The organism is Bradyrhizobium sp. 187 (genome assembly GCF_023101005.1).
Classification (GTDB): domain Bacteria; phylum Pseudomonadota; class Alphaproteobacteria; order Rhizobiales; family Xanthobacteraceae; genus Bradyrhizobium; species Bradyrhizobium canariense_D.
Genome location: NZ_CP064693.1, coordinates 3,431,286 through 3,453,412 on the forward strand (window position 1 = coordinate 3,431,286; position 22,127 = coordinate 3,453,412).

The 22,127-nt window shown below is 64.3% G+C and carries 20 protein-coding genes; 8 read left to right on the plus strand and 12 right to left on the minus strand.

Going from position 1 to position 22,127, the window contains the following annotated elements:
* Nucleotides 1-355: 355 nt before the first annotated feature.
* Nucleotides 356-970: a hypothetical protein gene (locus IVB19_RS16275; protein ID WP_247821582.1), complete on the minus strand. Its 615-nt coding sequence runs from the start codon at nt 968-970 to the stop codon at nt 356-358.
* Here IVB19_RS16275 and IVB19_RS16280 point away from each other — a divergent pair.
* On the plus strand, nt 900-3,104 hold the full coding sequence (locus IVB19_RS16280; protein WP_524536755.1) for an autotransporter outer membrane beta-barrel domain-containing protein: 2,205 nt from the start codon (nt 900-902) through the stop codon (nt 3,102-3,104). The two genes, IVB19_RS16275 and IVB19_RS16280, sit on opposite strands and share 71 nt — an antisense overlap.
* 119 nt (nt 3,105-3,223) lie before the next feature.
* On the opposite strand, the gene IVB19_RS16285 is transcribed toward IVB19_RS16280, so the two are convergent.
* The 3 genes from IVB19_RS16285 to IVB19_RS16295 are packed head-to-tail and all read right to left on the minus strand — an operon-like array spanning nt 3,224 to nt 7,142.
* Complete coding sequence (locus tag IVB19_RS16285) at nt 3,224-3,841, minus strand: Isoquinoline 1-oxidoreductase subunit (RefSeq protein ID WP_247338114.1); 618 nt, start codon at nt 3,839-3,841, stop codon at nt 3,224-3,226.
* An 8-nt stretch (nt 3,842-3,849) separates the two neighbouring features.
* On the minus strand, nt 3,850-4,374 hold the full coding sequence (locus IVB19_RS16290; protein WP_247368667.1) for a (2Fe-2S)-binding protein: 525 nt from the start codon (nt 4,372-4,374) through the stop codon (nt 3,850-3,852).
* Nucleotides 4,371-7,142 carry a xanthine dehydrogenase family protein molybdopterin-binding subunit gene (locus IVB19_RS16295; RefSeq protein WP_247394936.1) on the minus strand — a complete coding sequence of 924 codons (2,772 nt, stop codon included), beginning with the start codon at nt 7,140-7,142 and terminating at the stop codon, nt 4,371-4,373. The genes IVB19_RS16290 and IVB19_RS16295 overlap by 4 nt, the downstream gene beginning before the upstream one ends.
* Before the next feature lie 232 nt (nt 7,143-7,374).
* On the opposite strand from IVB19_RS16295, the gene IVB19_RS16300 reads away from it, so the two are divergent.
* Complete coding sequence (locus IVB19_RS16300; protein ID WP_247395260.1) at nt 7,375-8,982, plus strand: multicopper oxidase family protein; 1,608 nt, start codon at nt 7,375-7,377, stop codon at nt 8,980-8,982.
* 19 nt (nt 8,983-9,001) lie between these two features.
* Here the strand turns inward: IVB19_RS16300 and IVB19_RS16305 are convergent, their stop codons facing one another.
* Complete coding sequence (locus IVB19_RS16305) at nt 9,002-11,272, minus strand: autotransporter family protein (protein ID WP_247821584.1); 2,271 nt, start codon at nt 11,270-11,272, stop codon at nt 9,002-9,004.
* Entirely contained in the window at nt 11,269-11,862 is a 594-nt protein-coding gene (locus IVB19_RS16310; RefSeq protein WP_247821585.1) for a hypothetical protein, read from the minus strand. The genes IVB19_RS16305 and IVB19_RS16310 overlap by 4 nt, the downstream gene beginning before the upstream one ends.
* 317 nt (nt 11,863-12,179) lie before the next feature.
* On the opposite strand from IVB19_RS16310, the gene IVB19_RS16315 reads away from it, so the two are divergent.
* Nucleotides 12,180-13,802: an ABC-F family ATP-binding cassette domain-containing protein gene (locus IVB19_RS16315; protein WP_204511036.1), complete on the plus strand. Its 1,623-nt coding sequence runs from the start codon at nt 12,180-12,182 to the stop codon at nt 13,800-13,802.
* A 41-nt stretch (nt 13,803-13,843) separates the two neighbouring features.
* On the opposite strand, the gene IVB19_RS16320 is transcribed toward IVB19_RS16315, so the two are convergent.
* Nucleotides 13,844-14,377 (minus strand): REP-associated tyrosine transposase, encoded by a 534-nt coding sequence (locus IVB19_RS16320; RefSeq protein WP_026233149.1) that lies wholly within the window; start codon nt 14,375-14,377, stop codon nt 13,844-13,846.
* Nucleotides 14,378-14,510: 133 nt separating this feature from the next.
* Between IVB19_RS16320 and IVB19_RS16325 the strand changes: the two genes are divergently transcribed.
* Nucleotides 14,511-15,386: an MBL fold metallo-hydrolase gene (locus IVB19_RS16325; protein ID WP_247368659.1), complete on the plus strand. Its 876-nt coding sequence runs from the start codon at nt 14,511-14,513 to the stop codon at nt 15,384-15,386.
* Between the two features lie 129 nt (nt 15,387-15,515).
* On the opposite strand, the gene IVB19_RS16330 is transcribed toward IVB19_RS16325, so the two are convergent.
* Together IVB19_RS16330 and IVB19_RS16335 are read right to left on the minus strand one after the other, a co-directional pair.
* A complete protein-coding gene (locus IVB19_RS16330; RefSeq protein WP_275974687.1) occupies nt 15,516-16,607 on the minus strand; it encodes a type II asparaginase in 1,092 nt (363 codons plus the stop codon).
* A gap of 223 nt (nt 16,608-16,830) precedes the next feature.
* Nucleotides 16,831-17,079, minus strand: coding sequence for a hypothetical protein (locus tag IVB19_RS16335; RefSeq protein ID WP_007591786.1), 249 nt, complete (start codon nt 17,077-17,079; stop codon nt 16,831-16,833).
* A 204-nt stretch (nt 17,080-17,283) separates the two neighbouring features.
* On the opposite strand from IVB19_RS16335, the gene IVB19_RS16340 reads away from it, so the two are divergent.
* Nucleotides 17,284-17,754 (plus strand): cupin domain-containing protein, encoded by a 471-nt coding sequence (locus tag IVB19_RS16340; RefSeq protein WP_247370909.1) that lies wholly within the window; start codon nt 17,284-17,286, stop codon nt 17,752-17,754.
* 15 nt (nt 17,755-17,769) lie between these two features.
* On the opposite strand, the gene IVB19_RS16345 is transcribed toward IVB19_RS16340, so the two are convergent.
* Nucleotides 17,770-18,333 (minus strand): TetR/AcrR family transcriptional regulator, encoded by a 564-nt coding sequence (locus IVB19_RS16345; RefSeq protein WP_247368655.1) that lies wholly within the window; start codon nt 18,331-18,333, stop codon nt 17,770-17,772.
* Nucleotides 18,334-18,436: 103 nt separating this feature from the next.
* Between IVB19_RS16345 and IVB19_RS16350 the strand changes: the two genes are divergently transcribed.
* The gene (locus IVB19_RS16350; RefSeq protein ID WP_018456353.1) at nt 18,437-18,808 is read left to right on the plus strand and encodes a nuclear transport factor 2 family protein; all 372 of its coding nucleotides are present in this window, start codon (nt 18,437-18,439) and stop codon (nt 18,806-18,808) included.
* A gap of 46 nt (nt 18,809-18,854) precedes the next feature.
* Here IVB19_RS16350 and IVB19_RS16355 read toward each other — a convergent pair whose 3' ends face one another.
* Complete coding sequence (locus tag IVB19_RS16355) at nt 18,855-19,817, minus strand: alpha/beta hydrolase (protein WP_247371178.1); 963 nt, start codon at nt 19,815-19,817, stop codon at nt 18,855-18,857.
* A gap of 128 nt (nt 19,818-19,945) precedes the next feature.
* On the opposite strand from IVB19_RS16355, the gene IVB19_RS16360 reads away from it, so the two are divergent.
* Both IVB19_RS16360 and IVB19_RS16365 read left to right on the plus strand, forming a co-directional pair.
* A complete protein-coding gene (locus IVB19_RS16360) occupies nt 19,946-20,623 on the plus strand; it encodes a nitroreductase (RefSeq protein WP_247370913.1) in 678 nt (225 codons plus the stop codon).
* Between the two features lie 131 nt (nt 20,624-20,754).
* Entirely contained in the window at nt 20,755-20,958 is a 204-nt protein-coding gene (locus IVB19_RS16365; protein WP_018456356.1) for a hypothetical protein, read from the plus strand.
* Nucleotides 20,959-20,984: 26 nt separating this feature from the next.
* Here IVB19_RS16365 and IVB19_RS16370 read toward each other — a convergent pair whose 3' ends face one another.
* On the minus strand, nt 20,985-22,106 hold the full coding sequence (locus tag IVB19_RS16370) for an HD-GYP domain-containing protein (RefSeq protein ID WP_085353014.1): 1,122 nt from the start codon (nt 22,104-22,106) through the stop codon (nt 20,985-20,987).
* Nucleotides 22,107-22,127: the final 21 nt, after the last annotated feature.

Sequence of the window (22,127 nt, forward strand, 5' to 3'; positions counted from 1 at the left end):
ACAACAAGATGTCAGGTGGGGCAATGTCGGGCTTTGGACGGTTTTCGAACGGACGGGCCGCGCTGCTGGCTTTGGCATCAACCGGATTGGTCGGGATCGCGGTCCCGGCGTTGGGACAGGATGCGACCTGGCTGGCCAACCCTGGCACTGCCGACTACAACACCGCCGCAAACTGGGCCCCGGCGACGGTGCCAGTCGGCACCGCATTGTTTGGCAGCTCGAACACGACCGCGCTGACGCTCTCGGCCGACACCACGGTCGGCGGTTGGACCTTCAGTCCAGGCGCCTCGAACTATGTTCTCGACAACCACAACTTCCTTCAAACTCTCACTTTCAGCGGTGCCGGCATTAGCGTTCAGGGCGGCAGCGCCACGATCACCAACAGCGGCTTCCGGAGCTCCATCGCTTTCAACGGCAGCAGCTCGGCGGGCGGCGCCACCATCACTAACACTGCAAACGGCATCACGATCGGTTTCAACGACAGCAGCACGGCCGGCAGCGCCACCATCACCAACAGCTTCAGCAGCACCATCAGTTTCGCTAACAGCAGCACGGCCGGCAGCGCCACGATCATCAACCGCAATGGCTCGCTCGTTTTCAGCGACGGCAGGTCGGCAGGCAGCGCCGCCATCACCAGCATCGTCGGCGGCTCCGTTGCCTTCAACGGCACCAGCTCGGCGGGCAGCGCCACCATCAACGGGGCAGCCGGTAGCGTCGTCATTTTCCGCAACAGCAGCACGGCCGGCAGCGCAGCCATCAGCGCTAGCGGGGTACTGCAATTCCGCGACAGCAGCACGGCCGGCAGCGCCGGCATCACCAATAGCAATCTACTGCAATTCCGCGACACCAGCACCGCCGGCAGCGCCATCATCGCCAGCAGCAACGGCCTTACATTTGCCATGAGCAGCACGGCGGGCAACGCAACTATCGCTATCAGTGCCGGGTCGTTGGTGTTCTCGAACACCAGCACGGCCGGCAGCGCCGCCATTACCAACGGTGGCGGGTTCGACTTCCTGGACGCCAGCACCGCCGGCAGCGCCACCATCATCAACAACAACGGGCTGCAATTCGCTGACACCAGCACAGGCGGCAGCGCCACCATCATCAACAACGGCAGCCTGGAATTCGCTAACTTCGCGACGGGCGGCAACGCCGCCATCACCAACGGCGCTTCGAGCGTTACGGATTTCAGCGACTCGACAGGGCCCAACAATGATCACAAGCTCAGCGCCGGCTCGATCAATGGCGCCGGGCTCTTCAGCCTTGGTCAGAACGAATTGACGGTCGGCGGCAACAACCTCTCCACCAACGTCACCGGTGTCATTGCCGACGGTGGCGCTGTCGGCGGCACCGGCGCCTCACTCGTCAAGGTTGGTACCGGCACGATGACGCTGTCCGCTATCAACACATACACCGGCGCGACCACCGTGAACGGCGGCACGCTGGCGGTCAACGGCGATATCACCTCGGCAAGCGGCGTCACCGTGAATCCCGGCGGCACGCTCGGCGGCAGCGGCATCGTCGGCAACACCAACGTCAACGGCGGCACGCTGGCGCCGGGCAATTCGATCGGCACGCTGACGGTGAGCGGCAGCCTGACATTGACGGCGGCATCGACCTATCTGGTGCAGATATCGGGCGCATCGAGCGACATGACGGTTGTGACCGGCACCGCCAACCTTGCGGGCAAGGTCACGGTCGATCCGCTGGCGCGCATCAGCGCAACCACCACCTACACCATCATGATCGCGGGCACCGTCAACGGCACCTTCGACACGGCGGGCGTTCTCGCCGGCAACAGTTTCGCCCGCAATGCGCGGGTGAGTTATGTCGGCAACGAGGTATTACTGACGGTCGATCCCGGCCTGCTGTCGCCGAACCTGCCCGCCAATGCCAATATCAACCAGAAGAACGTCGCGGCCGGAATCGACAATGCGCTCCTGGCCGGCGCCAACATGCCGGCGGGCTTCAACGCGCTGTTCGCTCTGACCGGCTCCGGTCTCGCCACCGCCCTGACGCAGGTCTCCGGCGAAACCGCGACCGGGTCGCAGCAGTCCACCTTCAATGCGATGAACCAGTTCATGGGGGTGATGACCGATCCGTTCGTCGCCGGACGCGGTGACGGTGCAACCGCCGGCGGCAACGCAACCGGTTACGCCGACGAGCAAGCGCTCGCCTATGCCGCGAGGAAGCGCAGCCCGAACGACGCGCTGGCGGCGATCTATACCAAGGCACCAGCTGCGGTGCCGTTCCAGCAGCGCTGGAGCGTGTGGGCGGCGGGCTTCGGCGGCTCGCAGAAGACCGACGGCAACTCGATCGCCGGCTCGAACAACACCAGCAGCAGCCTCTATGGCACCGCTGTCGGCGCCGACTATCGCATCTCGCGCGACACGCTGGTCGGCTTTGCACTTGCCGGCGGCGGCACCAATTTCAGCGTCGTCAACGGCGGCGGCGGACGCTCCGACCTGTTCCAGGCCGGCGCCTTCGTGCGTCACACTATCGGCGCCGCTTATGTCTCCGGCGCGCTCGCCTATGGCTGGCAGGACGTCACCACCGATCGCACCGTGACGATTGCCGGCATCGATCGCCTGCGCGCGCAGTTCAATGCCAATGCCTGGTCCGGCCGTGTCGAGAGCGGCTACCGCTTCGTGGTGCCCGTGATCGGCGGGATTGGCTTCACGCCGTATGCGGCAGGCCAGTTCACCACCTTCGACCTGCCGGCCTATGCGGAAGGTGTCGTCTCGGGCGCCAACACCTTTGCACTCGCTTATAATGCGAAGAGCGTGACCGACACCCGCAGCGAACTCGGTCTGCGCGCCGACAAATCCTTTGCCATGCAGAGCGCGATGCTGACGCTGCGCGGCCGCGTGGCCTGGGCGCATGATTTCAATCCCGAGCGCGGCATTGGTGCGACGTTCCAGACGCTGCCGGGCGCCAGCTTCTTCGTCAACGGCGCGGCGCAGGCTTCCGAGTCCGCGCTGGTCACGGCATCCGCCGAAACCAGATGGATGAACGGCTGGTCGACCGCCGCGACATTCGAAGGCGAGTTCTCCAGCGTGACGCGCAGCTACGCCGGCAAGGGCGTGGTGCGATATGCGTGGTGAACCCCTCGGGGGCAGCGGTGCCGTCGGAGATGGTCAAGCAGCGCCATGACATGATGACGCTCGGCATGAACTACAAATTCGACTGAACTCCGTTCGCGGAACGGACCGCTTCGACGTCGTCACCGCGCCGGACACGCCGCTCCGGTCTTCACCCAGGCCTCCACCAGCGCGCCGGCCTGCTGTTGCGTGCCCGGCACGGGCGAGCGGCCGAAGCCGGGCTTCCAGGCCCAGCCGACGAGGGTGTCCTTGCCGATATGGTCGATCAGGTCTTCCACCTTGCGCCCGCCATTGCGCGCCGGATCCCTGATCTGCTCGCAGATCTCGCCGACGGTCTTGCCCTCCCAGGCCATCTCGCGCGGGGCGAGATGCCATTCGGGATGGCCGGGCATGCGGCCAGGCTCGAAATTGGCCTTCTGGTGGCAGGTGTTGCAGCGCATCCCCTCGAGCCCATGGCCGTCTGCGCCGCGCGTCACCGGCGGCTGATGCAAGCGGACATTGTCGCCCTGGTGCGGCCTGTCGCCGGCCGGATGGCAATTGGTGCAACGCGGATGCGTCAGCACCTTGCCGAGCTCGGTGAGGATTGCGGCCGAGCGCTTCTCTGTGTCGCCGATCGAGGCAAAGCTCTCGGGCGAGGCGAGGGCGTGACCTGCCGTCTCCGACGCCGCGTAGCCCGCACCGAAACTGCCGGCGAGGGCGGCGACCACGGCAATCATCTTGAACCGCACGTCGGAGATCATGATGCGCGTCACTTGGTGGCCATGAGGTAGCGCTTCGAGTCGGCGAGGATCACGTCGCGCACCGCCTCGTGATATTTGACGTAGCCGGTGCAGCGACAGAGATGACCGTCGAGCGCATCCGCGATGGTCTGCTCCAGCGCCTCGCGCGCGACCGGTGTCCGCGACAGGCGCTCCAGCAGGACCTGGCTCTCATTGAGGAAGCCGGCGGTGCAATAGCCGCACTGAAAGGCGAAATGCTCGATGAAGGCCTTTTGCAGGGTCGAGAGCTCGCCGTCCCGCGCGTGCCCCTCGACGGTGCGGATCGACTTGCCGTCGAAATTCACGGCCGGCGCGACGCAGGTCGGGCTGGTGGTGCTGGTGCCGTCGGGCGCATCGATGATGACGGCGCAGCTCAGGCATTGCGCGGCGCCGCAGCCGAACTTGGTGCCGGTCATGCCCAGCATCTCGCGCAGAAAATCGTTCATCGAGAGATCGTCGCGGACGTCCATCGGGCCGTGCTTCTGGCCGTTGATGGTGAGGCTGAGGGTCGTCACGCGAGCACTCCCTTCAATAGGCTTGCGGTGACCGGCAGCGCACGGAAGCGATGGCCGGTGGCGTCGTGGATGGCGTTGATCAGCGCCGGCACGATCGGGATCATCACGACCTCCGCCATGCCCTTCGGCGCTTCGTCTGGTACTAGCGGCTTCAGCATCTCGATCTCGAGATCGCGGAGCGGCAGGTCGGAGCCGCGTGCGACCAGATAGCGCCCGAGATTCCATTCGCCGTTGCCGGGGCCGCCCTCGAACGGTGGGAGGGTTTCGAGCAGCGCGTAGCCGACGCCCATGGCGAAGCCGCCCTGGGCCTGGCCCATCACGACCTCGGGCACGAGCGCGGTGCCGCATTCGAACACACTGTAGGCCTTGGCGATGCGCAAGCTCCCGGTTGCGCGCTCGATCTCGACGCGGACGACCGTGCCGCACATCGAGGTGTAGGCGGTGCCAATCCGGTTGTTGTCGGTCGGCGGAAACTTGACGCTGGTGCGGTTGATCCGCTCGAACTTGCCGTTGCCTTTGCGGATCGCCAGCGCATCGATCTCGGCGCGGTATTGCTCGCCGGACACCGGGAAGCGTGCCCGCGACCACGCCCAGCGCGAGAAGCTGTGCGCAACCGCACCGGTGACGAAGCCGCGCGCGTGAGCTGTTGCGGCCAGTACCGGCAGCGCCAGCGGTTCGAGGCCGGGCATGGTGAGCTGGCCGTTCTGCCAGCTTGCGGCGTCCCATTGCCCCGCGCGCCGATCGGTCTTTGCGACGCGCCACAGCTCAAGCGCCGCGGGCCACAGGCCGAAGCGGAAAATCACGCGGGCGGCTTCCGCGGCCGAATGCGTGCCGACATGCGCGCCGATCGAGGAGCTCGTCGGCGAGCTGATCGCGGGCACCCAGCGCGGATTTTTCTCCGCGGCGTCCTGGGTCTTCTGGTCCATGGTGGAGGGATCGCCTGATGTGACCAGCCCGAGCATGTCATAGCTGTCGACGCGAGCGACCGAGACCTCGTCGGCGATGGCGCCGAGATGGCCGGCGACCCGGTTGGCCAGCGCCGTCCCGATGCCGTTGCCCATCTCGACGTGATCGCAATAGATGACGATCCTGCCGTCGGGGGCGAGCTCAACGCGTCCGAGCGAGCCGTCCGCACCGGAGCCATAGTCTTTCGTCACGCAGGCAACGCCGGTGCCGACCAGCCGATCCGACGAGGTCTGCTTGAACTGTGCCCGCTGCTGCCAGATCGGGTGCTTCTCGAGCTTGTCGAGGATTTCGGGCGTGCGCACCGAGACGATGTAGGGATTGCCCGTCATGGTCCGACCGTTCTGCGGCAGCGCGTTACGCCGCCGGAATTCGATCGGGTCGCGCTTGAGCTCGGAGGCGGCTTCGTCGATCAGGACCTCCAGCGCCGTCATGGCTTGCAGGATGCCGTAGCCCCGCATCGAGCCTGCGCTCACGCCGCGCGAGTGCACCGCGACGGTCCTGACGTCGACCTTCGGAATGTCGTAGATGCCGATCGCGCCGGTGGCTGCGACGACGGCGACGCTGGCCGAGAAATGGGCGAGCCCGCCGCCGTCGAGCACGTGATCGGCAGCGAACCCCTTGATCTTGCCGGTCGCGCGATCGATGCCGATGCGCGAGCGCATCTTGATCGCGTGGCGTTTGATGCCGGCCTGAAACTGCTGGTAACGGTCATGCGCCAGCCGCACCGGCTTGCCGGGAAAGCAGACCGCCGCGAGCGCCACATACAGAATGAAAGGCGTGTGATCGCGGCCACCAAAGCCGCCGCCGACATGGGCGAACTGCGCGTTGATGTGTGCCGGCTTGTAGGGCGCGCGGGCCTTGCCGAAGAGATGCGCGATCGACTCCGCCGCTTCGTAGGGCGACTGGACGCCGAGCAGCAGTTCGAGATTGCCGCCCTTGCCGTCGTACCAGGCGAGCCCGCATTCCGGCTCCAGGAACATCGGGTCGACCGATTGCGTCTCGAACTCGCGGTCGAGCACCAGCATGGATGGGTCATCCGCTGCAAGCTCGGCGCGGATCTGCTCGCCATATTTCGCCGCCTTGGCGTAATCCGCCGGCGTGTCCTTCGCGAGCGGCGACCACACCGGCAGCGCCGCGCTCTGCACCTTCTTGGGCGAGACCCAGCCGGCCTGGAGCGGCGAATAGACGTCCGGTTGGTCAGGCGAGGGACCTGCCACGCGGGTGAAGCGGAAGGCCCCGTAATCGGGCACCACGACAGGCCCGGTCTCCTCGCCGAATTGGACGAACGTGCCGTCGCGGAGCGCGAGACGCGCCTGGTCGAAGGCATCGAACTTTTCGAAGATCAAAAGCGCGACCGGCTGCCCGAGATAAAGCGGCGTCTTGCCGATCGGACAGAACAGGTCGCCCGCATAGAATTCCGGCACCTGCGTCCCGATCCGATCGAGATCGGCGGCTGTCACTACCACCGACGGCTTGAGCGCGCCGCCGAGGCGGCCGAGGTCCAGCCCGGTATAGACATGCGTGGCGTCATTGGCGCGGACCAGGATGGCGTGCGAGGTGGCTTGCGGCCAGCCCGGCAGGTCGTTGGCGCGGAAGTCGGACGCGTAAAGCTTCGCACCGGTGACCTTGGCGACGCCGTCGACACGGCCGGCGCCCGTTGTCGCGGGATTGAACTTGCCGCGTCCAGGCAGCGTTTCGTGCGCTGCGAAGGGAACGCCCGCCGCGGACGCCAGATGTGACAGGCTGACCGAGATGCCTCCCGCCGATAACCACTTCACGAACTCACGTCGCGAAGGCGTCATGATCAGATCCTTGGACAGAGTTTCGAGAACATCGGGATGCTGGCAGCATTCGATGTACGCAGGCCACGGACCAGCGCGAGCGCCGAATCCGTTACGATTCATTGACGATAGAACGGGCGAGGAGGTTTACAACCAATGAATGTGATACGCTTACGGCTCGAATTGCGGTTTCGAGCTTGCTTTAAAATCGAATCGAACGGAAGACCGTCAGGCAACAGGGGGCGAAACGCAAATGCAGCACGATTCGAACGGTGCAGCTTCAGTCACCAGCGTGACAGGGACTAGGACATTGTCGCGCCGCCAGTTGCTCGATTGCGGTCTCAAAGCCGGCGCGTTGTCGCTGTTCGCAGGTGCCGCGAACGCCCAGCACGCCGTGCACGACCATGCTGGCATGTCCCACACCGCGGACATGTCGCCGACCATGGGGATGGTCGCTGAAACGCCCGTTCCTGCCATGGACCAGGCGCTGGTCGAGCCCGAGGTGCGGCGGTCCGTCAATGGCGTGCTGAGCACGACGTTGCGGGTCGGCTACGCCTATCGCCAGATCGGCGGCGTCCGGCTCTATGTCAGATCCTATGACGGCGGCAGCCCCGGCCCGACCTTGCGCATGAAGCCCGGCGAAACCCTGCGCATCAAGATGATCAACGATCTGCCGCCGAACCGCGACGGATTGCCGGCCGACATCAGCCATCCGCACCAGTTCAACAACACCAATTTCCATTTCCACGGCGCGCATACCAGCCCGAGCGGGATTTCCGACAACGTCATGCGCTCGATGGCGCCGGGCCGCAGCTACAACATCGAAATCGCCCTGCCGGCCGACCACACCAGGGGCACCTACTGGTATCACCCGCATCACCACGGCAGCGCCGACATCCAGATGTCCTCCGGCATGGTCGGCGCCATCGTCATCGAGGGCGATTTCGCCGACGTCCCCGAGATCGCGACAGCCCGCGAACGCCTCATGGTGCTGACCCAAGTGGTCTACGATGCCAACGGCATGGTCGAAAATTTCGAGACGCTGTTTCCCGAGACTGCGACGCGCTTTCTCGCCATCAACGGCCAGCGCCGGCCAATGATCGAGATGCGGCCCGGCGAGGTGCAGCGTTGGCGCATCCTCAACGCGGCCTATCAGGACGACATGCTGCTCGACCTCGAAAAGCACGATCTGCATGCGATCGCCTATGACGGCATCCAGCTCGGTGCCATGCAGCCGCTCAAGCAGGTCCTGATCGCGCCGGGGCAGCGCGCCGATATTCTGGTGAAAGCAGGCAGCCCCGGCACCTACGCCTTCAACGCGGCGCCCTACGACCAGGGGCATCCTTCGCCGGTGGGGCCTCTGGCGCGGGTCGTGGTGTCAGGCGCGCCGATGGACATGCAACTGCCGCGCGCCCTGCCACCAGCGCCGCTCGCGACCATCAAGGACTCCGAGATCACCAACCGCCGCAAGGTGGTGCTGTCGGCCACCGCGCCGGAGGCCGATGCCGCCGGCCATTGGCAGGAATTCGAGTTCTTCGTCGACGGCAAGAAGTTCGACCCCGGCCGCATCGATCAGCGGGTCAAGCTGGGCGCGGTCGAGGAGTGGACCATCGTCAATACGCATGAGCATGACGACCACGTCTTCCACATCCACACCAACCCGTTCCAGGTGATCTCGGCCAACGGCAAGGCGCTGGCGGTGCCGGAATGGCGGGATTCCGTGATCGTGGAGCGCAAGGGCGGCGTGGTCGTGTTCCGCTCGCGCTTTATCGATTTCACCGGTGTCTACATGCTCCACTGCCACATGATGAACCACGAGGAGATGGGCATGATGCAGACGGTCGAGGTCTATAAGCCGTAAGCTTCTGGGAGGACGCCTCTCACCAGGCGTATCTGACCACGCCCTTGCCGGCATAGGAGCGCGTGACGTCGGAGAACTCGCCCTCGAAGGTGCCGGCCGCAGACCAGCCGTTCATCCATTTCATTTGGAGGGACGCCGTCGTCAGCGCGGACTCGCTGGCCTGTCTTGCGCCGTTGACGGTGAAGCTGGCGCCGGGCAGCGCCTGGAAGGCGGAGTTGATGGCGTGATCCGGGTTGAAGTCGTGCGCCCAGGCCGCACGGCCGCGCAAGGTGAGGATCGCGTTCGGCATCGCCCAGGATTTGTCGGCGCGGATGCCGAGTTCGCTCCTGCTGTCCGTGACGCTCTTGGAGCCATAGGCTAGCGCAAAGGTGTTGGTGCCGGAGACGACGGACTCGGCATAGGCAGGCAGGTCGAACGTTGTGAACTGCCCGGCCGCATAGGGCGTGAGGCCGATGCCGCCGATCCACGGCGTCACGATGCGATAGCCGCCTTCGAGGCGACCGGAATAGGCGTTCGCATTGAACTGCGCGCGCAAGCGATCGACCCCGGCAATCGTCACGGTGCGGTCGGTGGTGACGTCCTGCCAGCCATAGGCCAGCGCGCCCGAGACATAGGCCGCGCCGATGGTGTGACGCACGAAGGCGCCGGCCTGGAATAGGTCGGAGCGACCGCTGCCGCCATTGACGACGCTGAAACTGGTGCCGCCACCAGCGAGCGCAAAGCCTGCGACGGTGTTGGGTGAAAGGATATAGTCGGCACCGGCCGCCATGCCGAAGATGCGGCTGGTGCTGGTGTTGGAGCCTGCCGCGAGGTTGCCATCGGTGGTTTGCGCGCCGCCGAAGCCGGCCGCCCACACGCTCCAGCGCGGATCGTAATTGCTCCGCAGCGGCGCCTTGCTGTAGATCGCAGCATAAGCGTCGCGCTCGTTCTTGCTGCGCGGCTTGCCTGACGAGGCGTAGGCGTTGGCGGCAACATTATCCTCGGCATAGGCCGGCGCATGGACGCCGTCGCCGCGTCCGGGCGTGAACGGATCGGTCATGATGCTCATGAACTGGGTCATGGCGTTGAAAGTGGTCTGCTGCGACCCCGTCGCGGTCTCGCCCGAGGCCTGGGTCAGGCCGGCCGGTGTCAGCCCGCTATAGACCAGCGGAATGCCGCCATTGGTGTTGAAGTAGCCGACGATGGCATTGCCGACCCCGTTCTGGTTGCCAGTCAAACTGCCGCCTGGCGGGACGAAGTTCAGGACCAGGTTCAGATAGGCGTGGGTGGGATCATAGCTCAGCGTCGTATGGAAGTTCGTCGGCAGGTTGGTCTCGACCACCGATCCGAAGGTGCCGCTGACGCTGCCTGCTGTGAGGATCGTGTACTGCTTGGCGACGTAGCTGCCATTCGCGTAGGTCGCGTTCACCGTGGCGCCGCCGAGCGTGGCCGAACCCGTCACGCCGATGAAGCTCGAAGTCGTCGGATTGATCTGCACCATGTAGATGGCGCCGGACTGAAGGGCGAGACTGCCGGTTACGTTCAGCGACGTGCCTGCGGCGCCGTTGCCCGCCGCCAGGGTGCCGCCGGTGTTGATAACCGTATTGCCGACGGTGCCGACGCCCGACAGCGTGGCGCCGCTGCTGACGGCGGTCGGCACCGACGATGCGATCGAGCCGTTCACCACAAGCTCGCCTGCGTTGACAGTCGTGCCGCCGGTGTAGGTGTTGGTGCCCGACAGTGTCAGCGTGCCGGTGCCCTGCTTGGAGACCAATCCGCTGCCGCCGATGGCGCTGCCAAAGGTGACCGCATCCGAGCGGTTGAAAATTAGCGCCGCGTTGTTGGTGATGTTGCCGAGGACCGAGCCGGTGGTGCCGCCATCGCCGATCTGCAAGGTTCCTGCGGAAATCGTGGTGCCGCCAGCGTAGGTGTTTGTGCCCGACAGCGTCAGCATGCCGGTGCCGGTCTTGACCAGCGCACCGCCGATTCCTTCGATCGTACCAGCAACTGTGGTCGACTGGTTGTTGCCGCCAACCGTGATCGTTTTCGTGCCAAAGTTGAACGTGCCCGTGCCACTGATCGAGCCGGCAGTCGTCCCCGCGGATGTTAGGGTCGAGAAATCAACGACACCGCCCGCAAAAGTCCTCAGAGTTGCATTGCCGCCACTGCTCGTGTCGAAAAACTGGACCAATTGCAGGGTGACATCGGCGCTGCTGGCTGTGCTGTTATTGAAGAATTGCAGAACGCCACTGCCGTTGAATGCGGCGCTGCCGGCGCTGCTCGCGTTGCTGAACGTGGCGGTGCTGTTCACCAAGATCCTTGCAGTGCCGGCTGAGCTGGTGTCCTTGAACACCACAGCGGGGCTGCCGCTGAAGGCGTTGATTTGCGCGTTCCCGGCCGTGCTAGGGGAACCCCCCCCCGGGGGGGGTGGTTGAAATAGATCCTGTTGGCAGCGCCACCGCCGCCTAAGCTAATGCGGGAATTACCGGCCGTGCTGGTGTCGTAAAAGTTGACGCTGCCGCCGTTCTGGATGTCAAATTGAGTTGCAGGAGCAACTCCTGCGCCGGCCGTGCTGCTGTTGTAGAAATTCAGAGCATTTGTGTCGTTGCGTATAAGGGCTTGGCCGCCCTGGGCATTGATACCAGCGTCGATGAAGGAAAGAGACCGGCTATTGGTGAAGTGGTAAGTCGACGCGCCGCTGTTGAAGGTCCAGCCGCCGAAGCTGGCGTCGGCCGAGAATGAAACTGCCGTCGTGCTGGAGGTGCCAAAGAACGCGGTGCCAGTTGGCACCACGGCCGGGCTCCAATTGGCGGCGGTGTTGAAGTCGCCCGTGCCTGGGCTGGTCGACCAGGTCGAATCTGCGGCCTGCGCCGCCGCCGTACCGGCCAGCGTCGCCGCCAAGGCAGTCGAAGCCAGCCACGCTGCCCGCTTGGTTGAAATCCGCCGAAATCCCGACACTTGCCCACCTGACGTCTTGTTGACTGCCAGGCCATTGGCGGCACGACATGGCGACGCTATCGGAGTGGAACCCCTGGAACAATGAACCGTTGTTCGCAGCCGAGGCCATTGCTGGCGGCGTGCGTCATTTCAGCCACAGGCAGCAACTTCGGCGTGCGGCCAAGGTCTCTCCGAGCAGACAACACGGGCTCGGCCGGGCTTCCCCTGGCGGCCTGCATGGCCTATGACGCTGCAACGCAACAATCCCCCAAAAAGACCTCATGATCCGCCTCGACAACGTCAGCAAGCAAGCCGGCCACCAGATCCTGTTCATCGAAGCGTCCGCCGCCCTCAACAAGGGCGAGAAGATCGGGCTCGTCGGCCCGAACGGCGCGGGCAAGACCACGCTGTTCCGGATGATCGCCGGCGAGGAACTGCCCGATGAGGGGCAGGTCTCGACCGATCGCGGCATCACCATCGGCTATTTCAACCAGGATGTCGGCGAGATGGCCGGCCGCAGCGCCGTGGCCGAGGTCATGGACGGGGCGGGACCGGTGAGTGCGGTGGCCGCCGAGCTGCGCGAGCTCGAGACCGCGATGGCCGATCCCGACAAGGCCGACCAGATGGACGAGATCATCGCGCGGTACGGCGAGGTGCAGCACGCGTTCGAGGAGCTCGACGGCTACGCGCTCGACGGCCGTGCGCGCGAGGCGCTATCCGGCCTCGGCTTCAGCCAGGAGATGATGGACGGCGACGTCGGAAAACTCTCCGGCGGCTGGAAGATGCGCGTGGCGCTGGCGCGTATTCTCTTGATGCGTCCCGACGTCATGCTGCTCGACGAACCCAGCAACCATCTCGATCTAGAAAGCCTGATCTGGCTGGAGAAGTTCTTGCACGATTACGAAGGCACCCTGCTGATGACCTCGCACGATCGCGAGTTCATCAACCGCGTGATCTCGAAAGTGGTCGAGATCGATTCCGGCTCGCTTACGACCTACGCCGGCAATTACGAATTCTACGAGCAGCAGCGGGCGTTGAGCGAGAAGCAGCAACAGGCGCAGTTCGAGCGCCAGCAGGCCATGCTCGCCAAGGAGATCAAATTCATCGAGCGGTTCAAGGCGCGCGCATCTCATGCGGCGCAGGTTCAGAGCCGGGTGAAGAAGCTCGACAAGATCGAGCGGGTGGAGCCGCCGCGCCGCCGCCAGACGGTGGCGTTCGACTTCCCACCGGCGCCGCGCTCGGGCGAGGACGTCGTTGCGCTCAAAAAGGTCTTCAAGGGCTACGGCAGCAAGCGGATCTATGACGGGCTCGATTTCATGATCCGCCGCAGGGAGCGCTGGTGCGTGATGGGCGTCAACGGCGCCGGCAAATCGACGCTACTCAAGCTCGTCGCCGGTGCGAGCGAGCCGGACGAGGGCACCGTTGCAGTCGGCGGCAGCGTCAAAATGGGCTATTTCGCGCAGCACGCGATGGATTTGCTCGACGGCGAGCAGACGGTGTTCGAGTCACTCGAATATGCGTTTCCGACCGCGGGGCAGGGCTCCCTGCGCGCGCTCGCCGGCTGCTTCGGCTTCTCCGGCGACGACGTCGAGAAGCGCTGCCGCGTGCTCTCGGGCGGCGAGAAGGCGCGCCTGGTGATGGCCAAGATGCTGTTCGATCCCCCGAACTTCCTGGTGCTGGACGAGCCGACCAACCATCTCGACCTCGCCACCAAGGAGATGCTGATTACGGCGCTGTCGGATTTCGAGGGCACCATGCTGTTCGTCTCGCATGACCGGCATTTTCTCAGCGTCCTGTCGAACCGCGTGCTGGAGCTGACGCCCGAAGGCATCCACCAGTTCGGCGGCGGCTACACCGAATATGTCGCGCGCACGGGGCAGGAAGCGCCGGGGTTGCGGTCGTAGTGATCGGCGGTAGCCCGGATGGAGCGTAAGCGTAATCCGGGTCAGTCTTCGCGTTCGCCGAAGCTACCAACTATCTCTCCAGCTCCTCCCCAATCGGGCGGAAGCACGCCTTCGCGGACATAGCGGTGAAGCGATGAATGCGGCCAGTCTGCCGGCGAAGAGACATACCCGTGCTTGGCCGGGTTAAAGTGGATGTAGTCGGCGCAGCGTTCGAAATCGGCGTCGTCACGAATCGTGTGCTCCCAAAACCGCCTTTGCCACAGAGAGAACTCCCCACGACGATTGCGGGAGATGGGGGCACCTGAAACAGCCAGTTGATGCGTGAAGGAGCTCTTGATCCGCCGCCATCGGCCGGAAAAATCAGCGTCATTGTCCGGCAGCGTCATGATGACGTGCAGATGATCAGGGAGGACCACGATTGCTTCGATCGTGAATGGCCTTTCAGCGCGCGCCACCCGGAATGCGTGGCGCAGCTTGTCCACATGATCGACCAACACGGATGATCTTCGATCATCCAGCGTCACGGTGAAAAAGAAGGTCCCACCAGGGAGAAGATTGCGCCGATAGCGAACCACGCGAGCACCTTCCCGGATTACGCTTCGCTCCATCCGGGCTACAACCAGATCGAGAGATTTGCAATCCATTCGCTTGCTTGCACGTTTCAGGGGCTCTCGCTACGCTGTTTCAAAAAAGCGGAGCGAAATAGCCATGAAGCAACTCCGGATCGGCGACATCACCATCGATGCGGTGATCGAGCGGGAGGGGCCGTGGCGGCGGCCGCAGGATTTTTTCCCGGCTTATGACGAGGGTGTGTTCAGGCACCATCTGCCGACCATGGAGCCGGAGGTGTTCGATGCCGCGCGCGGCATGATGGTCATCACCTATCAGACCTTCGTGGTGCGCACGCCGCGCTATACCATCCTGGTCGACACCTGCACCGGCGAGGACAAGGGCCATCCGCCGCCGTTCGATTTTCCCGGCAAGGAACGCTGGCGCAACGAGCTGTTCGCGCTCGGCATCGGCTTCGAGCAGATCGACTACGTGTTCTGCACGCATCTTCATATCGACCACACCGGCTGGAACACGACCTTGCGCGATGGCCGTTGGGTGCCGACGTTTCCGAATGCGAAATACGTCTTCCACAAGGGTGAATATGCGGCCTGGGAGGCCGAGCATGCCAAGGGCCGCAACCCGCCCGGCACCGTGTTTCGCGACAATTGCCTGCCGATCGTCGAGGCAGGCCAAGCGCTGCTGGTCGATGACGATTACGCGCTCGACGACACCGTCACGCTAACGCCGACGCCGGGGCATTCGCCCTGCCATTGCTGCGTGAACATCTTTTCGAAGGGGCGCCGCGCGGTGGTCGCCGGCGACCTCATGCATCATCAGATCCAGTGCCGCGAGCCGGACTGGTCGGCCAAGCCGGATTGGGATGCGAAGCAGTCCGCGGTGTCGCGGCGAAAGTTTTTTGCTTCCGTCGCCGACACCGACACGCTGATCCTGCCGATTCATTTCCCGGCGCCGACGGTCGGGCTGATCAAGCCGTTCGGCGCCGCCTTTGATTATCGTTTCAAGCGGGATTGACCACTGGGTCGCCGTCATGGCCGGGCTTGTCCCGGCCATCCACGACCATGGCTGCACGAAACAAGAACGTGGATGCCCGGGACAAGCCCGGGCATGACGAGTTCGTGGAGCGACCGCGCGTCGAATGCTCTAGTACGTATAGAACATCCGCTGGATTTCCTTGGTGTCGGTCGTCTTGGTCAGCGCCAGCATCAGCAGAATACGCGCCTTTTGAGGATTGAGCGTATCCGAGACGACGAAGTCATGCTCGTCGTCCTTGGCCTCGCCGTTGCGCGCGACGATGCCGTTGCCGACCCGGCTGCTGCGCACGATCACGACACCCTTCTTGCGGGCCTCGTCGAGGGCTGGCTCGACCGCGGGGCGAGCCAGGCTGCCGTCACCGACGCCGGCATGCACGATCCCCTTGGCCCCGGCGGCGACAAACGCGTCGATCGCGACCCGGTTCATGTTGGCGTAGCCGTACACGATGTCGACTTGCGGCAGGACATCGAGGCTGGAGACGTCGAATTCGGAGTCCGCCGTGTGCCGGCGCGTCGATTGACGATAGAAGTACGGCTTGTTGCCCTGCATGTAGCCGAGAAAGCCGAGTTCCGGGGTACGGAAGGTGTCCGCCGTCGAGGTGTTGTTCTTGGTGACATCGCGAGCCGCGTTGATCTGATCGTTGAGAGCAACGAGCACGCCCTTGCCGACGGCCTCGTCACTGCCTGCGAGGATCACCGCATTGAAGAGGTTGATCGGCCCATCCGCGCTGATCGCCGTCGACGGCCGCATCGCGCCGACGACGACGACAGGTTTCTTGCTCTTGACGACGAGGTCCAGAAAATAACTGGTTTCTTCGATCGTATCGGTCCCGTGCGTGATCACAATGCCATCGACGTCGTCCTGCGCGAGCAGCGTGTTGACGCGCTTGGCAAGCTTGAGCCAGTAGTCATTGTTCATGTTCTCGCTGGCGATCTGGAAAACCTGCTCGCCCTTGACGTTAGCCACCGTTTTCAGTTCGGGGACGGCATTCAGGAGCGTCTCAATGCCCACCGTGGCGGCGGTGTAGCCGACCACGGTGGTGCTGCTCGCCCCGCTGCCGGCGATCGTGCCGCCGGTTGCGAGCACCATGACGTTGGGCAGTCCCGGGCCCCGCGCGTTCGCGGCTTCAAGTCCGATGAGCAGCGCGAAGAGCAAGCTCATTGCCGCGATGAAGTGATGACGCACTCGAGGTTGCCACATCTTGACGTTCCCTTTGCTAGAAAGCCTTGTCGATGCGCCCCGTTTCGCTCGGCACCGCATGATCGGTCAGTCGAGAGCTCCTGTCTAGGGCGACGCAGCTTTCGGATGATTTGGTCTGGAAGCCGGTACACGGAAACACACACGCGAATGGCCGGGACAAGCCCGGCCATGTGGCAGTTCGTCTGGCGATTGCTCGCTAAAGCAGCAGCGAATTTGCGGCGCCTTACGCGCCCATCTCGCACTTCTTCATAAAGCTGTTCTTGGCGGCGCCGGCGAGCGGCTTGCCCTCGGCGCTGACGGCCTTGGGCGCGCAGGCTTCGGCTTTGCACTTCTTCATGAACGAGGTCTTGGCGGCGCCAGCCAGGGCCTTGCCGTCCTTGCCGACCGCCTTGCTTTCGCAGGTGTCCTCCGCGAAGGCCGAACCCGCTGCGAACGTGGCAACGATCGCAGCCAGGAAAATCCGCTTCATCATGATTGTCTCCCTAAACCAGAAATGGCACGCGGATTGGAGCCGGAAATCGTGGCGCAATCAAGCTGGATGAGCGCCTGCCGCCCGGTCTTGCTGGCGATTTTCCGACCGCGGGTACGAAAGGGCCGACGCCTGCTGCACTGCTCGCTGACCGGGACGGGCGATCCTGCTAGCTTCAGGCGAGTTTAGCCGAAAGGGAGCATCGTAATGGAGACCCTGATTGCGAACATGCCGGATGCCGCTTCTGACCGGCATTCTCACCTGGTTCGGCCGCAAGAGATGGAATGGCAGAAGACGCGCTTTCCCGGCTGCGAGGCCAAGACGCTGCTGTTCGATCGCAGCAGCGGTCTGATGACGGCCTTGATGCGCTTTGCGCCGGGATCGGTGCTGCCCGATCACGAGCATGTCGGCGTCGAGCAGAGTTATGTCATCGAGGGCGCTCTCGTCGACAACGAGGGACCGGCCAAGGGGGTTACCTGCAAGGCCGGCGAATTCATCTGGCGCGAGGCGGGCAGCCGGCATGCCGCCTGGTGCCCGGAGGGCGCCCTGATCCTGGCGATCTTCCAGGTGCCGAACAAGTTCTTCGAAGCCGACGGCCGCGTCGTCGATGCCGCCGGTCAGGATTGGGACCAAACGTGGGGGCACACCGACGCGCAGCGGGCGGGGAAGGCGCGGTAGGCGGCTCTTCGAAGCTCAAGTGCCGTCATTGATGCTTCTGACGAGCGTGGTGACCTGAACGGCGATCAGCCGCCGCATCTCCTTGCCGTTCCTGGCGGTTTCGCGCAGTCCCCGCATGCCGAACACCAGGCATCGCGCCAGCACCTCCGGCTCGACCGCTATCCCGGCGGCCTTCACCTGATCGCGGATGAGGTCGGCGACCAAATACTGGAAGTTGTCGTAGACCTTCCGAACTGCGGGGAAACGGAGGTCGAACAGATCTGCCGAATCGGGATGCGCCTCGATCAGGTCGAAGCCATGCGATCCCCAGGATTTACAGGCGTGGAGCAGCCTGGCGTGAAGGCCGTCGAGGCGCGCGATTGCGGCCCTGATCTCCCGATGCTTCTGCTCGTCCATTCGCTGGATCACCGCCGCGAACACGGCGTCCTTGTCGGGGAAGAGCAAATACAGCGCCGGCCGCGACATTCCCGCCCTGGCGGCGATGTCGCCCATCGTCGTGCGGGCATGGCCGTAGCGGGAGAAGACCTCCGTCGCAGCCTCGACGGCGAGCTCTTCTTTCGAAATGCTGGAACGAGCCATGAGCCTCACAAGCGCCGGAACTGAACGTCGGGTCATATTGACAAAATATCAATAATTGTCAATGTGACCGAAAGCGGCATGAGGCCACGAGAGGTTCTGCGAGATGAACGATGAAGCGCGACTGAAGACCTGGAACACCTATCAGGCGGCGTGGGGACCCATCGATGAGGACGAGCGGCGTCGGCTGCTCGAGCAAAGCGTGGTCGCGGACTGCGTGTATACCGATCCGGGCTCGCAGGTTGAGGGACGCGACGCCTTGATGGCGCGCATCGGTCAAACCCAGCTCAAGTTTCCTGGCGCGCATTTCAGGAATGACAGCTTCCTCGAGCACCATGATCAAGGGCTTTTTCGCTGGACGATGTATGACGGCGCCGGTCGCGTGTTCGTCACGGGCGAGAGCTTCGGCCGTTTCGGCGACGATGGCCGCCTCGTTCAGGCGACGGGCTTCTTCGAGGTGCCCGCTGCCAAGTCCTGAACGCCGCCCGGCGCGGCGGTCGATCCTGCCGCTCCGGATATCGCCCTCAGGCGCCGCGCGCGAGAAGCGCCTTGAAGTCCGCGCGTGCGCGCTGCGCTTCGGCACGCGCCACCTCGGAGGCGTCGCCGAGGCCGAAATAGCCGTGGATCAGGCCGGGGCCTTCATGATGCTTCACCGGCACACCGGCTGCCTCCAGCGCCCGTGCGTAGGCTGCACCTTCGTCGCGCAGGGGATCGAACCAGGCGGTGGTGACGATCGCGGGCGCGACGCCGGCGAGCGAAGCCGCGCGTAGCGGTGAAACGCGCCAGTCGGTCGCATGAGAGGGATCGGCGAGATAATGACCGCAAAACCACTCCATCACGGCGCGCGAGAGGAAGTAGCCTTCGGCATTCTCGGCGCGCGAGGGGAAGCGTGCGTTCTCGCGCGCGTCCGCATAACTCCCGAGGACGTCGGTCACGGGGTAGACCAGGAGTTGCGCCGCGAGCTTGATGCCGGCGTCGCGGCAGGCGATCGCGGTGGTGGCGGCGAGATTGCCGCCGGCGCTGTCGCCGGCAACGCTGAAGCGTTTTGCATCGCCGCCAAATTCCGCGACGCGGCCAAACACGTCGCTGACCGCGGCAAAGGCGTCCTCGAACGCGCCGGGAAAACGCGTTTCGGGCGGACGGCGATAATCGACGGAGACGACGACCGCGCCCGTCTCGATCGCAAGGTTGCGTGCCTGCCGGTCGTGGGTCTCGAGGTCGCCCGCGACCCAGCCGCCACCATGGAAGAACACCACGGTCGGCGCCGGCGTGGTGCCGACGCGGTAGACCCGTGCATCCAGCGGACCGGCGCCGCCTTTCACCTTGATATCCGCGATGATGTCGACCGGTGGTGGCGCTATGGCCGCGCGTGAGGCAGCCAGTGCACGCAAGGAATCGCGGGCGCTCTGTGGCGTCATCGTCGTGGCATCGCGCATCGGCAGCAGCGGAATGATCTGGGCGATGACGGGATCGAGCGGTGCAGCCATGTTGGCTTTCATGGGATCCTCACAGGGTTCTTGGTCTTGCTTGCGGGTTAGCATAGATATTGCGCGCCGCATCGGCAACCGCTCGCGTGTTGGCGCGCCAGGGGATGAACGGGCAGGGAGGTCTTGAGGTGGAATTCGAAACGCTGGTCCAGTCGCGCCGCAGCGTGCGCGGCTTCAGGAACGAGCCGGTGCCGCGCGCGGTGATCGAAGCGATCATCGACAGCGCCAAGCGTGCGCCCTCGTCGATGAACACCCAGCCCTGGCACGTCCACGTGCTCACGGGCGGTCCGCTGGAACAGCTGCGCCGACGCAACATGGAGGAGATGGTTGGCGGCGCCAAGGTGAAGCGCGACATCGTCAGTCACGGCGAGTATCAGGGCGTGCACCGGGCCCGGCAAGTCGACGTCGCCAAGAAACTGTTCGGCGCGATGGGGATCGCGCGCGACGACAAGCCGATGCGGCAGGACTGGGTGCTGCGCGGCTTCCGCCAGTTCGATGCGCCGGTGTCGCTGGTCTTGACCTATGACCGCGTGCTCGATCCCGGCGCGGTCTGCCATTTCGACCTGGGCGCGCTCTGCTACGGCATCGTGCTCGCGGCCTGGGACCGCGGTCTCGGTTCGGTTATCAACGGGCAGGGCATCATGCGCTCTGACATCGTGCGCGAGGTCGCAAACATTCCGGAGGACGAGGTGATCATGACCTGCGTCGCGATGGGCTATCCTGACGACAACTTTGCCGCGAACGCGGTGCGCTCCGATCGCGAGGGCAACGACGATTTCGTGCGCTACGTCGGATTCGCCGAGTAGTGCGGGCAGAGGAGATTATTCTCTCGCCGAAATTTTTGGTGCGGACCGCTTGGCGGCCTCTTGCAATCTCGATCGTGCAGGAGGAACAATGTGCGGACTGAAAGGTTTGATGCTGGCGCGAGGGAATTGACATGCGGCGGCTCGCTAGCCTGGTTCGACGGTTCTTCGGCCCGCGAGTGCGGCGTCCGATCGATGATGATCCAAGTCTTCCTTTCACACCCGAAGAGTTCGGCCGGCTGATCCGCAGCGGCCGGCACGAGGACATGAAGCTGCTGGCCGAAGGGCTCGCCTGCCGGACCGTTCCGCGCCGCACCAGACATCGCGCCGCGCACTAGACTGGGGTCGAGACGGGTTGCTGCGCTTACCTCGTGAGAGCGACCTGCCTGAACGCGGTCAGCAGCGCCTTCTCCAACTTTCCGCTCATCCCGCATAGGATGTCATAGGCTTCGCTGCGTGGCAGCGTCGGCTTGTAGTGCCGATACTCGATCAGGGCCGCGAAGATGTCCGAGATCGTGAGAATCCGCACGATGTCGCCAATACTCTCGGCCCCGAGTGCATCCGGATAGCCGCTGCCGTCAAGAAATTCGTGATGATGCCGCACGGCATCGAGGATCTCCGGTGAGATATTGTCGTGGTCTTTCAGGAAATCGTAACCCGCAATCGGGTGAGTCTCGATCATGGCACGTTCGGCCGGATCGAGACGGCCGGGCTTGTCGAGGATGGCAAGCGGGATCCGGGCCTTGCCGAGGTCGTGGAACATGGCCGCCGAATACAGCCGCTCGAGATCGGCGCGGCCCACACCGAGACTCAGTCCGAAGTCGATCGCAACGCCGGTCACGAGCAGGCAGTGCTGGTAGGTTCCCTCGTGGTGGCGCCGCACAGTGGTGAGCCACTCGGACAAGCCATGCTGGGTGATGCGATCAGCGATCTTGCGGCCGGCTTCCTTCGTGCCGTCGACATCGATGGGCTCGCCGAGCGCGACGGCAGTGAACATCGACGCGATCGCCGTCGCCGCGGCCTCGACGGCATTGTCCTGCTGCGGCGCCTGACCTGAGGAAGCAGACGCCTCTTCGGCGGAATCAGCCAGCGCTGCCAGCAGCTTGATCTTGTCGATCGTCCCGGGAAGGACGAGCGTGGCCCCGAGCGCGTAGGCCTGCGAGATACTCATGTGAGAGGGGTGCTCGACCAGGAAGATGCGCTTCGTTGCCTTTGCGAACTTTATGGCTCGTTTCTTGATGGCCGCGATGGTGTGGACGTCACGCAATTCCGCACGGATGACGATCGCGAACGGCATCTGGGACAGCTTGGCTTCTGCGTCGAGCCGTTCGCCTGCGACGGCAAACCGTTGCTCGAGAATCGAACAGACGCTCGACAATTTTTCCGAGGAGTCAGCCAGCACATGCACGAATGGGCGTGCCGCTTCCTTCTCTCGGATGCCGCCGTCGCCTTTGACGGGGCGGGATATAGTTCGCGCGTTCTGCAAGGTTGACCTGAATCATGCTGG

What these genes read in the sequence shown, in the direction of transcription:
- IVB19_RS16280 (WP_524536755.1), top strand. Translation starts at nt 900, where the DNA reads ATGAGCAGCACGGCGGGCAACGCAACTATCGCTATCAGTGCCGGGTCG.
- IVB19_RS16285 (WP_247338114.1), bottom strand. Translation starts at nt 3,841, where the DNA reads ATGATCTCCGACGTGCGGTTCAAGATGATTGCCGTGGTCGCCGCCCTC.
- IVB19_RS16295 (WP_247394936.1), bottom strand. Translation starts at nt 7,142, where the DNA reads ATGACGCCTTCGCGACGTGAGTTCGTGAAGTGGTTATCGGCGGGAGGC.
- IVB19_RS16300 (WP_247395260.1), top strand. Translation starts at nt 7,375, where the DNA reads ATGCAGCACGATTCGAACGGTGCAGCTTCAGTCACCAGCGTGACAGGG.
- IVB19_RS16315 (WP_204511036.1), top strand. Translation starts at nt 12,180, where the DNA reads ATGATCCGCCTCGACAACGTCAGCAAGCAAGCCGGCCACCAGATCCTG.
- IVB19_RS16325 (WP_247368659.1), top strand. Translation starts at nt 14,511, where the DNA reads ATGAAGCAACTCCGGATCGGCGACATCACCATCGATGCGGTGATCGAG.
- IVB19_RS16330 (WP_275974687.1), bottom strand. Translation starts at nt 16,607, where the DNA reads ATGTGGCAACCTCGAGTGCGTCATCACTTCATCGCGGCAATGAGCTTG.
- IVB19_RS16335 (WP_007591786.1), bottom strand. Translation starts at nt 17,079, where the DNA reads ATGATGAAGCGGATTTTCCTGGCTGCGATCGTTGCCACGTTCGCAGCG.
- IVB19_RS16340 (WP_247370909.1), top strand. Translation starts at nt 17,284, where the DNA reads ATGGAGACCCTGATTGCGAACATGCCGGATGCCGCTTCTGACCGGCAT.
- IVB19_RS16345 (WP_247368655.1), bottom strand. Translation starts at nt 18,333, where the DNA reads ATGGCTCGTTCCAGCATTTCGAAAGAAGAGCTCGCCGTCGAGGCTGCG.
- IVB19_RS16350 (WP_018456353.1), top strand. Translation starts at nt 18,437, where the DNA reads ATGAACGATGAAGCGCGACTGAAGACCTGGAACACCTATCAGGCGGCG.
- IVB19_RS16355 (WP_247371178.1), bottom strand. Translation starts at nt 19,817, where the DNA reads ATGGCTGCACCGCTCGATCCCGTCATCGCCCAGATCATTCCGCTGCTG.
- IVB19_RS16365 (WP_018456356.1), top strand. Translation starts at nt 20,755, where the DNA reads ATGCGGCGGCTCGCTAGCCTGGTTCGACGGTTCTTCGGCCCGCGAGTG.